The organism is Kitasatospora sp. NPDC004240, from assembly GCF_053603215.1.
On the sequence record NZ_JBSGFD010000232.1, the window covers coordinates 1 to 12168 of the forward strand.

General features: G+C 75.6%; 10 protein-coding genes. 3 read left to right on the plus strand and 7 right to left on the minus strand.

All coding sequences use genetic code 11. The annotated features are described in order from the left end of the window. The 3 genes from ACWEQL_RS36705 to ACWEQL_RS36715 form a co-directional block, all read right to left on the minus strand. Positions 1–1291, minus strand: a 1291-nt coding sequence (locus ACWEQL_RS36705; RefSeq protein ID WP_452154938.1) for a GAF domain-containing protein, incomplete at its 3' end; no start/stop codon positions are given. Between the two features lie 152 nt (positions 1292–1443). Further along, positions 1444–2832: an MFS transporter gene (locus ACWEQL_RS36710; protein ID WP_452154940.1), complete on the minus strand. Its 1389-nt coding sequence runs from the start codon at positions 2830–2832 to the stop codon at positions 1444–1446. 95 nt (positions 2833–2927) lie between these two features. Next, positions 2928–3689, minus strand: a complete 762-nt coding sequence (locus ACWEQL_RS36715; protein ID WP_452154942.1) for a 3-hydroxybutyrate dehydrogenase — start codon at positions 3687–3689, stop codon at positions 2928–2930. Positions 3690–3997: 308 nt separating this feature from the next. Here ACWEQL_RS36715 and ACWEQL_RS36720 point away from each other — a divergent pair, with 308 nt between their 5' ends. Continuing rightward, positions 3998–6019, plus strand: a complete 2022-nt coding sequence (locus tag ACWEQL_RS36720) for a regulator (protein ID WP_452154944.1) — start codon at positions 3998–4000, stop codon at positions 6017–6019. A gap of 69 nt (positions 6020–6088) precedes the next feature. Here ACWEQL_RS36720 and ACWEQL_RS36725 read toward each other — a convergent pair whose 3' ends face one another. Both ACWEQL_RS36725 and ACWEQL_RS36730 read right to left on the minus strand, forming a co-directional pair. After that, entirely contained in the window at positions 6089–7417 is a 1329-nt protein-coding gene (locus ACWEQL_RS36725) for an FAD-dependent oxidoreductase (protein WP_452154946.1), read from the minus strand. A 360-nt stretch (positions 7418–7777) separates the two neighbouring features. Next, the gene (locus ACWEQL_RS36730) at positions 7778–8683 is read right to left on the minus strand and encodes a TIGR01777 family oxidoreductase (RefSeq protein ID WP_452154948.1); all 906 of its coding nucleotides are present in this window, start codon (positions 8681–8683) and stop codon (positions 7778–7780) included. A gap of 147 nt (positions 8684–8830) precedes the next feature. Here ACWEQL_RS36730 and ACWEQL_RS36735 point away from each other — a divergent pair, with 147 nt between their 5' ends. Together ACWEQL_RS36735 and ACWEQL_RS36740 are read left to right on the plus strand one after the other, a co-directional pair. Next, positions 8831–9328 carry an N-acetyltransferase family protein gene (locus ACWEQL_RS36735; RefSeq protein WP_452154950.1) on the plus strand — a complete coding sequence of 166 codons (498 nt, stop codon included), beginning with the start codon at positions 8831–8833 and terminating at the stop codon, positions 9326–9328. Positions 9329–9436: 108 nt separating this feature from the next. After that, positions 9437–10456, plus strand: a complete 1020-nt coding sequence (locus tag ACWEQL_RS36740) for a DUF2510 domain-containing protein (protein WP_452154952.1) — start codon at positions 9437–9439, stop codon at positions 10454–10456. Between the two features lie 10 nt (positions 10457–10466). On the opposite strand, the gene ACWEQL_RS36745 is transcribed toward ACWEQL_RS36740, so the two are convergent. After that, on the minus strand, positions 10467–10982 hold the full coding sequence (locus ACWEQL_RS36745) for a DUF4240 domain-containing protein (RefSeq protein ID WP_452154956.1): 516 nt from the start codon (positions 10980–10982) through the stop codon (positions 10467–10469). Positions 10983–11126: 144 nt separating this feature from the next. Next, on the minus strand, positions 11127–12168 hold a 1042-nt coding region (gene sucB, locus ACWEQL_RS36750; protein ID WP_452154954.1), incomplete at its 5' end, for a 2-oxoglutarate dehydrogenase, E2 component, dihydrolipoamide succinyltransferase.

Consider the following 12168-nt stretch of genomic DNA (forward strand, 5'->3'; position numbering starts at 1 on the left):
GGCCGGCCGGTTCGGCGACCAGCACCAGGTGCGGACGGCCGAGGTCCACCCCGAGCCGTCGGCCGCGCGCGGTCAGCCCGGCCGGGTCGCGGTCCGGGGCGGTGAGCAGGTCGGCGAGCAGCTCGCCGCGGACCCGGTTCTCGGTCTCGGCGACCGAGCGGCGCAGCAGCAGGAGCAGCGCGGTCACCACGCCGGCCCGTTCGAACAGCCGCCGGTCGGCGTCGTCCAGGTCCGGCCGCTGCCGCAGCACCAGGGCGCCCAGCGGCTCCTGCCCGGCCAGCACCGCGCAGACCCAGCCGTTCCCGTGGCGCACCGCCCGGCCCTCGGCGCGGGAGGCGGCGACCGCCTCGGCCAGCCCCTCGGCGGGCGCGGCCCGTCCGGCCAGCGCGGCGCCCTCGGTGTCCAGTACGGCTATCTCGCCCCCGAGCAGCGCGACCACCTCGGCGGCCACGTCCGGCACCTCGGCGCCGCGCAGCACCAGGTCGGTGAGCCGGTCGTGGCCCTGCTCGGCGCGCTGGACGGCGGCCGCGTGGGCGCGGATCACCTCGTTGGCGCCGTTCAGCTCGGCGAGCGCGGCCCGGGTGTCGGCGAGCGACTTGGCGGTGTCCAGGGCGATCGCGGCGTGTGCGGCCAGCGAGCAGAGCAGCGCCACCTCGTCGGGGGAGAAGGCGCGGGGCGCCCGGTCGGCGGCGAACAGCACCCCGATCACCTGACCGCCGATCAGCAGCGGCACCCCGATGATCGCCACCAGCCCCTCGTCCAGCACGCCCGCGTCGATGGTGCCGGTGTGCCGGAACCGGTCGTCGGTGCGGTAGTCCGGGGTCGCGTAGGGGCGGGCGGTCTGCGCGACCAGGCCGCCGAGGCCGTCGCCGAGGCTCAGCCGCAGGGTCTGGAACAGCACCGAGACCGAGCCGTCGGTGACCCGCATGTAGGTGTCGCCGGCGGCCTCGTCCGGCAGCGTCAGATAGGCGGTGTCGGTGCCCAGCAGCATCCGGGCCCGGCGCACGATCGCCTGCAGCACGGTGTCCAGGTCGCGGGAGGCGGCGAGGTCCCCGGCGGTGTCGAACAGCGCCGTCAGCTCGGCCTCGCGGCGCCGGTGCTGACGCAGGGTCCGGTGCACCCGCAGCGCCTGCCAGGTGGCGTCGTCGATCTCGCCCAGCACCTCGGCCGGCGCGCCCTGCCGCCGGGCGTCGGCCAGCACCTCGGCGAAGTCCTCGGTCGCCGCGCCGGTGGCGAGCAGGTCCAGCAGCCGGCGCAGCGCCGGGGCCGAACCGGTGGGGAGGTCGTTCATGGGGCGGCCGCCAATCGGCAGTGAGCGGGAAGCGCGATGGTACGCCAGACGGCCGGAGGGCCGGCGCTCGCGCGGGGGCGAGCGCCGGCAGGGTGCCGGCGGGGTCCGGGCCGCGCCGACGGGACCGGCTGATCGGGCGCCGGCGGCCGGGGTCAGGCCGTGGCGGCCCGGCCCACCGCGGCCGCCGCCGGGTCGGCGTCCGCCTCCTCGTCCTCCCGCCCGACCTCGGCCAGGTCGCGGCCGCGGGTCTCCCGGGCGCAGAGCACCGCGGCCACCGTGATCAGGGCGGCGATCGCCACGTACACCGAGATCGGGGTCGAGCTGCCGTGGTCCTTGAGCAGCGCGGTGGCGATCAGCGGCGCCGGCGCGCCGGCCGCCACCGAGGCGAACTGGGCGCCGATCGAGGCGCCGGAGTAGCGCATCCGGGTCGCGAACAGCTCGGAGAAGAAGGCCGCCTGGGGCGCGTACATCGCGCTGTGGAAGACCAGCCCGACGGTCACCGCGAGCAGCAGCGACCCGAAGGAGCGGGCGTCTACCAGGGTGAAGAAGACGAACGCCCAGACGCCCACCCCGACCGCGCCCACGATGTACACGGGCTTGCGCCCGACCCGGTCGGAGAGCGCCCCGAACACCGGGATCAGCGCGAACTGGATCGCCGAGGCGACCAGCACCGCGTTCAGCGCGGTCTGCTTGGGCAGGTGCACCTGGGTCACCGCGTACGCCAGGACAAAGGTGGTCATCACGTAGTACGAGATGTTCTCCGCCATCCGGGCGCCCATCGCGACCAGCACCTCCCGCCAGTGGTGGCGCACCACCGCGACCAGCGGCGGCTGCTCGACCCGCTGCTCCGCCCTGCGCGCCTCGGAGCGCGCCAGCGCCTCCTGGAACAGCGGCGACTCGTCCACCGCGAGCCGGATCCACATCCCGACGCCGACCAGCGCCGCCGACAGCAGGAACGGCACCCGCCAGCCCCAGGACAGGAAGGCCTCGTCCGACTGCACCGTGGTCAGCAGCGACAGCACCCCGGCGGCCAGCAGGTTCCCGGCCGGTGCGCCGCCCTGCGGCCAGGAGGCCCAGAAGCCGCGCCGCCGCTGGTCCCCGTGCTCCGACACCAGCAGCACCGCGCCGCCCCACTCACCGCCCAGCGCGAAGCCCTGCACCAGGCGCAGCACGGTCAGCAGGACCGGCGCCGCCGCCCCGATCGAGTCGTACGTCGGCAGCAGGCCGATCAGCGTGGTCGAGCCGCCCATCAGCAGCAGGCTGACCACCAGCAGCTTCTTGCGCCCGATCCGGTCCCCGTAGTGGCCGAAGACCAGCGCCCCGAGCGGCCGCGCCGCGAAGCCGATCGCATAGGTGAGGAAGGACAGCAGCGTGCCGGTCAGCGGGTCGCTGGTGGGGAAGAACAGCTTCCCGAAGACCAGCGCGGCGGCGGTGCCGTACAGGAAGTAGTCGTACCACTCGATGGTCGTACCGATCAGGCTCGCGCCGACGACCTTCCAGAGCGGTGAGCCGGATCTCGCGACGGCGGGGGAGCTGGCCATGGGGTCTCCTCGGAGGACCGGGGGTGAGGGACGGAGGGTGAGGGACGGGAGTGAGGGACGGGATGCCGCGGGACGGGCGGGCGGGGGAGCGGGGCTCAGTGGGCGGTCCAGCCGCCGTCGACCGGCAGGCTGGCACCGGTGATGTAGGAGGCGGGCGGGGTGCAGAGCCACAGGGCGAGCTGGGCGACCTCGGCGGGCTCGATGAGGCGCTTGACGGCGGTGCGGTCGAGCATGATCCGCTCCACCACCTCGTCCTCGCGGATGCCGTGGGCGCGCGCCTGGTCGGCGATCTGCCGCTCGACCAGCGGGGTGCGGACGTAGCCGGGGTTGACGCAGTTGCTGGTGACGCCGTACGGCGCGCCCTCCAGCGCCACCGTCTTGCTCAGGCCCTCCAGGCCGTGCTTGGCGGTGACGTACGCGGACTTGAAGGCGCTGGCCCGCAGGCCGTGCACGGAGGAGATGTTGACCACGCGTCCCCAGCCGCGTTCGTACATCCCGGGCAGGGTGCGGCGCAGGATGCGGAACGGGGCCTCCACCATCACCCGCTGGATCAGCGTGAACCGGTCGGGCGGGAACTCGTGCACGGGCGCGACGTGCTGGAGGCCGGCGTTGTTGACCACGATGTCGGCGTCGTCCGGCAGGGTCTCCACCGCCTCCGGGTCGGCGAGGTCCGCGGTGACCGCGGTGCCGCCGATCCGGTCGGCGAGCTCGCGGGCCGCCCCGGCCGCCAGGTCGACGACGTAGACCCGGGCGCCGGCCTCCGCGAGGGCCTCGGCGCAGGCCCGGCCGATGCCCGAGGCGGCGCCGGTGACCAGGGCCGTACGGCCGTCGAGCGGGCGGGCTGAAGTGGTGTCCATGGCCGAGAACGGTAGGAATCCGGCGGCCCCGCTCCTATGTGATGGCCCACCACAGCGCCGGCCAGGGCTGTGGTGGGCGGCTCCATGCCCACCCATCGACGGACGGACGGGGGGAAGCCAAACCCATGGTGGCCCCGCTTCCCCGTAATGGGCGCGAATGCTTCACCCGTTCGGAGGATTGCTCGGTCAGAACCACCCATAGCGCCCGAATGCTCGCTACATTCACGCCGATTCCCGACAGGGGGCGTCGCCGCCGGCAGCCGAAGTGCTGGTGGAGCCGGTGCGGCGTCCGAGAGGTGTTGACTGATATGCCCCAACGGCCTGCAACCGACAGCCCGGCGTACGGACCGCTCGACCCGCTCGACCAGCACCGGGGTCCGGTCGACCGGGCCCTTCCGGACGCCCCCGAAGCCCTGTCCGCCGCCCCGGTGCCCGCCCCGGCCCTGCCCGCGGGCCCCTTGCTCGACGAGGGCCTGCCCGCCGACGGGCCGATCCCGGGCGGCCTGACGACGGGCGGCCCGACCCCCAACGGCCTGACGACGGGCGGCCCGACCCCCCACGGCCTCGCACCCGGCGGCCTCACGCCGAACGGCCTGGCACCGGGCGCCCTGGCACCGGGCGCCCTCACACCAGGCGCCCTCACACCGGGCGCCCTGACGGCGGCGGAGCCGGCCGCCGACGGGCTGCGGCTGCCCGAACGGCACGCCCCCGCCGAGCGCCCGGGCCCCGCCGGCCCGGCCCCGCAGAACGGCCAGCTGGCCGCACTGATCGAGGAGGCCGGCTTCTCGCACGCCGGCCTCGCCCGCCGGGTCGACCAGCTCGGCCTGGAGCACGGCCTCGACCTGCGGTACGACAAGACCTCGGTGACCCGCTGGCTGCGCGGCCAGCAGCCGCGCGGCGCCACGCCCGCGCTGATCGCCGAGGTCTTCACCCGCCGCCTCGGCCGCCGCCTCACCGCCCAGGACCTCGGTCTGGACGCCTGCGCCCCGGTGTACGCCGGGCTGGAGTTCGCCGAGACCCCGCAGGAGGCGGTGGACATCGTCGCCAGCATGTGGCGCAAGGACAACGGGCCACAGTCCGAGCTGCGCCGGATCGCCTTCACCCCGGCCGGACTGGTGGTGCCCAGCCGGGACTGGCTGATCGGCCGCACCGACGAACGGGTCGCCCGGGACGGCTCCGCCCCGGCCCGCCCCGACGCCACCACCGGTCCGGCCGCGGCCGGCGGCGCCCCGCCCGCGGCCGGCCCCCCGGTGCGGGTCGCCGGCCAGCGGTCCGGTCCGCCGGGCCAGCTCCCGACCACGGTGGGCCCGGGCGGCCAGGCGGCCGCCGGGGCGCTCGGCCGGGTGCCGACCCAGAGCCGCCGCCCGCCGCTCGCCGTCGAGCCGCCGTACATCGACCCGGCGCGCGAGCAGCGCCCCGCGCTGCGGGTGGGCCGCGGCGACATCGCCGCGATCCGGGCCGTCGGCGACCTGTTCCGCGCGCTGGACCACGCCTACGGCGGCGGCCACGCCCGGCAGGCCCTGGTGCGCTACCTGGAGAGCGAGGCCGAGCCGATGCTGCGCGGCCGCTACGGGGAGCAGATCGGCCGGGCGCTGTTCGGCGCGGTCGCCGACCTGACCCGGCTGGCCGGCTGGACCTCCTTCGACATCGGGGCGCACGGCCTCGCCCAGCGCTACTTCGTCCAGGCGCTGCGGCTCTCCCAGGCCGCGGGGGACCGCGCGCTCGGCGGCTACGTGCTGGTGACGATGAGCCAGCAGGCCGTCCACCTCGGGCACGGCCGGGAGGCGGTGCAGCTGGCCCGGGTCGCCCAGCAGGGCGTGGGGACGGCGGTGCCGGCCGCGGTGCAGTCGCTGCTGCACGCCGCGGAGGCGCGCGGGCACGGGCTGCTCGGCGACGTCCGGGCCTGCACCACGGCCCTGGTGCGCGCCGAGCGCTCGCTGGCCGCGGCCCGGCCGGGGGACGAACTGGCCTCCTGGGCGCGCTACTTCGACGAGGCCCAGCTCGCCGACGAGTTCGCGCACTGCTACCGCGACCTCCAGCAGTGGCGCACCTGCGCCCAGCACGCCGAGAAGTCGCTGCGGCTGCGCTCCCCCGCCTACGCCCGCAGCCGGATCTTCTGCCGGCTGGTGCTGGCCACCGCCCGGCTCGGCATGGGCGACCTGGACGAGGCCTGCGCGATGGCCACCGACGCGATGCGCGCGGCCGGCGAGATGCGCTCGGCCCGCTCGCTGGAGTACGTCCGGGACTTCCACCGCCGGCTCACCCCGTACCGGGGCAGCCCGGTGGCGCGGGCCTTCGAGGAGACGGCCCGGCAGGCGGGGGTGATCTGACCCCGCCCGCCGGCCGTCCCGGCGGGTCGCCGGTGGGGCCCGGGTGGCGGCCCGGGCCCGCGGGATCCGTCAGGCCGCCTCGGCGGCCCGCGTCCCGGCCGACAGGCCGAGGTCCCGGACCACCGCCTGCGCGGCCCGGCGTCCGGAGACCAGCGCGCCCTGCACGCTGCTGCTGTCCCGGTGGTCCCCGCAGACGTACAGCCCGGCCAGCACCCGCACCGGGCGCCGCAGGTTGTGCGGCGGCGGCATCGCCGGCACCGCGTCCGGCACGTGCCGCACGCTCAGGAAGTGCCAGCCCTGGGTGCCCGTCCCGTACAGCTCGGCGAGCCGGGCCCGCACGGCCGGCTCCAGCGCCGCGGGCCCGCCCGCGTCGAAGGAGCGCCGCCCGAGCACGGTGGTCGCGATCAGCGCCTGCCCGGGCGGGGCGTACGAGGGGTGCAGCTCGCTGAGCACCAGGCTGTGCGAGACCAGCGGCGTGCCGCCGGCGGGCCGGTCGCCGTCCAGCAGCAGGACGGCCTCGCCGATCGGGGAGCGGTCGGCGGCGTGGTAGTAGGTGGTGACGGGGTGGAAGTCGGGCATCCGCAGCCCGGGCAGCAGCGCGGAGGCGGAGCGCGCGTCGGTGGCGACCACCACCGCCTGCGCCCCGATCCGCCCGTGCGCGGCGGTCTCCACGCCGTCGGCGGCGATGGCGGTGACCTCCACCCCGGTGCGGACGGCGTCGGCGGGCAGCGCGGCGGCCAGCTGGGCCGGTACCGCGTTGATCCCGCCGGCGGGCAGACAGAGCCGCCCGCGCGCGTACGCGCGGAGCACCAGGTCGGCGACCCTGCTGCTGGTGCCCAGGGCCGGGTCGCTGAGTAGGGCGCCGAGCAGCGGCCGCAGGAACCCGTCGACGGTCCGCGGCGCGAGGCCGCGTTCGCCGAGTGCCCGGGCGGCGGTGGTCTCCGGCCGGGCCTGGAGCCGGCTGCCGGGGGTGGCGGCCAGCCGGGCGAGCCAGCCGCCGAGCCGGGCCTTGTCGAGCGGGCTGCCGAGCGGGGCCCGGACGGTGGCCTGCCGGGCGGGCGTGAGCTGGGGGTCCCCGGTGCGGTACCGCCGGCCGGCGCTGTGCACGAGTACGCCGGGCGTGAGCGGGCGCAGGTCGAGCCGGTCCAGGTCGAGCCGGTGGCGCAGTTCGGGGTACGCGGTGTTGAGCAGGTGGCTGCCGTGGTCGAGCCGGAACCCGTCCAGCTCGCGGGTGGCAGCCCGGCCGCCGATCCGGTCGGCGGCCTCCAGGACCTGGACGGCCAGGCCGTGGCCGGCGAGCTCGCGGGCGGCGGCCAGGCCCGCGAGTCCGGCGCCCACCACGACGACGTCCGGGTCGGACTGTCGGCGGGCGCGGCGGGTGAAGTCGTACGTGGGCACGGGCGTGCTCCCTCCCTGGTTTCCGGGGCTCCGGCCGACGCGGGCGGCGAGGTGCCGGGCACGGTCCGACGATGTGATGCCCAGTCAGGTGATCGTCAGACCGTCCGCCCGGCCCGTAATCCGGGGCCCGGCGCGGGTTCGGCGGTACCGGACCGGGTGCGGTCACGGACTGTGCGTCCGACCGGCCGGGTTCGGGGGTCGGCGGGCGCGTACGGTCACCGGGGGCGCGAAACGCGCCCGCCGCGTGCTCCCGTGCGCCCCCTCCCGGAGCCCCCTCCGGGCATATGTCGTCGGCAGACTCCCGCGCCGGGGCGTGTCGGACAATTCGCGGCGCGCCCGGCGGGAATTGTCAGGCACGCGCTACAGCGCCGATCGGACCGCCGAGTCCACGTCCGGGTGGGCGAAGCGGAAGCCGGCCTCCAGCAGCCTCCTGGGCACCACCCGGTGGCTCCCGGTCACCTCGATCGCCAGCTCCCCCAGCACCGCCTTCAGCGCGAACTCCGGTACTGGGAAGGGCGTCGGCCGCCCGAGCGCCCGGCCCATCGCGGCGGTCAGCTCGGCGTTGGTGACCGGCTCGGGCGCGGACAGGTTGAACGCGCCCGAGAGGTCGTCCCGGTCGAGCAGGAAGCGCAGCGCGGCCACCTCGTCGGTCAGCGAGATGTAGCTCCAGTACTGCCGGCCCGAACCCAGCCGCCCGCCCAGGGCCAGTTTGAAGAGCGGGAACATCCGGCCGCCGGCCCCGCCCCGGGCGGAGAGCACCAGCCCGGTGCGCGGGTGCACGACCCGGATCCCGGCGTCCTCGGCGGGCCGGGCGGCGTCCTCCCAGTCCCGGCACACCGAGGCGAGGTAGTCGTCGCCGGCCGGGGAGTCCTCGTCGATCACCCGGTCGCCGGTCTGCCCGTACCAGCCGACGGCGGAGGCGGAGACCAGCACCCGGGGCGGGGCGGCGGCCCCGGCGAGCGCGGTGGCCAGGGTCTCGGTGCCGAGCACCCGGCTGTCCCGGATCTCCTTCTTGTAGGCGGCCGTCCAGCGGTGGTCGCCGATCCCGGCGCCGGCCAGGTGCACGGCCGCCTCGACGCCGGCGAGGCCGGCCCGGTCGATCTCCCGCGCCCCGGGGTTCCAGCCGACGCCGGTCGTCCCGTCCGGCTGGGGGCCGGTGCGCGAGCGGTGCCGTACCAGGCGCACCACCTCGTGTCCGTCCGCCAGCAGCGACGCGACGAGCGCCGACCCGATCAATCCCGTGGACCCAGTGACCGCGATTCGCATCCGTCCATCCTCGCAGCCGCGGTGGTGCGCCGGGGCGGGGGACACCCCGCCGGGGGAGGGGGCCGCCCGGTCGCAGGAGGGGGCACCTGTCACAGGGGCCTCTGAAACCACTGGGATTCATCGGATACGTCTGATTAGCTGACGCACATGCACGAGACCGACCTGATCATCCGTCCCGCCCGCGCCGAGGACGAGAAGGAGCTCGCGGCACTGAACCGGGCCGAGTGGTCCTGGCTCAGCGATGTGGCGCCGCGGCCCGAGGAGGACGCCGGCGTCTTCGACGAGCGCCGCCTCCCGGAGCAGTCCCTGCTGGCCGTGCTCGACGACCGGATCGTCGGCTACGTCCGGATCGCCCCTCCGACCCCGCTGGCGAGCAATCAGCACGTCCGCCAGATCCAGGGCCTGGCCGTCGACGGAGCCACCCGCGGCCGGGGCGTCGGGCGCCTGCTGGTCGAGGCCGCCTGCGAGGCCGCCCGCGCGCAGGGCGCCCGCCGGATCACCCTGCGGGTGCTCGGCCACAACGCCCCGGCCCGCCGGCTGTACGAGCGCTGCGGCTTCGTCGTCGAGGGTTCGCTCACCGACGAGTTCCTGATCGACGGCCGGTTCGTGGACGACGTCTGGATGGCCCGTGCACTGACCGTCTGACCTCCCGCGGAGGTTACTGACGAGTCGTCAGATCTGTGGCACGGGTGGTGCAAAGTCGTAACAGACCCGCCCTGTCTGGACCAGTCCCGCGGCGGGTACGGTACGAAAGTGAGCAACTCGACGCCTCCCGGGTGGTACCCGGTACCGGGTACGGACGGCGCGGCCGGCCATGAGCGGTGGTGGGACGGCAGCGCCTGGACCAGCGACGTGCGCCCCGTCCAGACGGGCGGCGCGCAGCTCGCCGACGTCCCGACGCAGAGCTGGCAGGCCCCGACCGCGGCCCCGCAGCAGCCGCCCTCCTACGGCTACGGCGGCCCCCAGCAGGGCGGGGCCGGCTACGGCTACCCGCAGCAGCAGGCGGCCATGGGCTACGGCTATCCACCGCAGCAGCCGGCGAAGAAGGTCAGCACCGGTCTGGTCATCGGCATCGTGCTCGCGGTGCTGGCCGTGGCCGGCGTCGCCGCGGGCATCGCGCTCAGCGGCGACGACAAGAAGGACCCGACGCCGCCCCCGCCGACCGCCTCGGCCACCACGGCGACGAGCTCCCCGAGCCCGAGCCCGACCCGGCCGACGCCCACGCCCACCCCGACCACGCCCAAGGCCACCCCGGCTCCGGTCCCCACGGGGACGGTCACCGACACCCAGCACAGCATCACCGTGCCGGTCTTCTCGGGCTGGGAGTCGCGCACCAACCTGGAGAAGCTGACCGTCTACCTGGCCAGCGGCCCGTACACCTGCGCCAACGGCCAGTCCTGCATCCGCGGCCAGTTCGGGATCAGCAAGGAGAAGGTGCAGGGCGCCTCCGCCAAGGCGGCGGCCGAGGCGGCGATGCCGGGCTACGCGTCCGAGATCTTCTCCAACGTGACCACCCACAGCGACAACGGCTCCAGCCCCACCACGGTGGCGGGCGTGAGCGCCTACGCCTCCCGCTGGAAGGTGAAGACCGCGGACGGCACCCAGGGCTACGTCCTGGTGGTGGCGGCCCCGGTCAAGGGCGGCGGCTTCGTGCTGCTCACCGGCGGCGTGGACGACGACCCGCTGGCCCCGGACCCGTCCGTGCTGGACGCCATCGTCAAGGGCATCAAGCAGGACCTCAGCGAGGGCACGGGCTCCGGCGCCGGCACCTGATCCTCCAGAGCTAATCCCCGTAGCGCTCCCAGAGCTTGGGGAACCGTTTCGCCATCGCCTCGGGGTCGTCGAAGTCCAGACCCGCCCCGGCCGGCCTCGCGGGCTGCCGCTCCCCGATCTCGGGCAGCGGCAGCCCGGTCAGCTGTTCGTACGCCTCGTCGGCGGCGAAGCCGAGGTCCTCGGCCTCGCCGTCCTCCTCCTCGTCGAAGTCCGGCACCAGGTCCGCCAGGTCGTCCGGCTCGTGCAGCGCGCCCTCGAAGACGTCCCGCCCCTGGCCGATCAGCCAGCAGCGGAAGTAGTCGAAGGTGTCCTCGGAGGCGCCGTCCAGCAGCAGGTACGCCGCGCCCCACAGGTCCATCCGGTACGCCCGCTGGAAGCGCGCCTCGAAGAGCCGCGCGTAGTCGATGACGTCGTCCGGGGCCAGCTGGACGAGCCGCTCCACCAGCCGCTCGGCCTGTTCGTCCGGGTCCCCGTCGGCGGCGTCCCGGGTGTCGTCGATGATCTGCCAGAAGTCGGTCTCGTCCATCACCGCTCAAGCATCGCCGTTCGCCCGCCCCCGCGCATGCGTAGCGGCCGTGAAACGCCGGTCCGGGGCCCGGAAACGCCGAACCCCGCGCCGTCCGGGGACGACGCGGGGTTCGGTGGGCCGGGTTGTGCGGCCGGGTGGTGCCTAGAGGCCGAGGTCGCCCTCGAAGGCGCCCTCTTCCAGACGGGCCTTGACCGTGCCCAGGTAGCGGGCGGCGTCGGCGCCGTCCACGATCCGGTGGTCGTAGGACAGGGCCAGGTAGACCATGTCGCGGACGGCGATGGTCTCACCGAGGTCCGGGTGGTTGATGACCACCGGGCGGCGCACGGTGGCGCCGATCCCCAGCATGCCGACCTGCGGCTGGTTCAGGATCGGGGTGTCGAACAGCGCGCCGCGCGAACCGGTGTTGGTCACCGTGAAGGTGCCGCCGGCCAGCTCGTCCGGCTTCAGGCCGCCGTCACGGGTACGGGCGGCGAGGTCGGCGACCTTCTTGGAGATGCCGGCGATGTTGAGGTCGCCCGCACCGTGGATGACCGGGACGAACAGGCCCTTGTCGGTGTCCACCGCGACGCCGATGTTCTCGACGTCGTGGTAGGTGATGGTGTCGTCCGCGTTCACCCGGGCGTTGAGGATCGGGTGGACCTTCAGCGCCTCGGTGGCGGCCTTGATGAAGAACGGCAGCGGCGACAGCTTGACGCCCTCGCGCTGCAGGAAGCTGTTCTTCGCCTTGGCGCGCAGCTGCATGATCCGGGTGACGTCCACCTCGACCACGGTGGTCAGCTGGGCGGAGACCTTCAGCGAGTCGACCATGTGCTTGGCGATCGCCTTGCGCACGCGGCTCATCGGCAGGGTCTGGCCACGCAGCGGGGACGGCGCGGCGGCGGCCTTCGGCGCGGCGGCCGGAGCGGCGGCGACCGGGGCCGGGGCGGCCTTCGCGGCCTCGGCGGCGGCGATGACGTCCTGCTTGCGGATGCGGCCGCCGACGCCGGTGCCGGCGACGGAGGACAGCGCGACGCCGTGCTCGGCGGCGAGCTTGCGCACCAGCGGGGTGACGTAGGCGTCACCGGCGTCGGCCGCGGGGGCGACCGGAGCGGCGGCGACCGGGGCGGCGGGGGCGACCGGGGCCGGAGCGGCGGGGGCGACGGGGGCCGGGGCGACGGGGGCCGGAGCGGCGGCGACCGGGGCC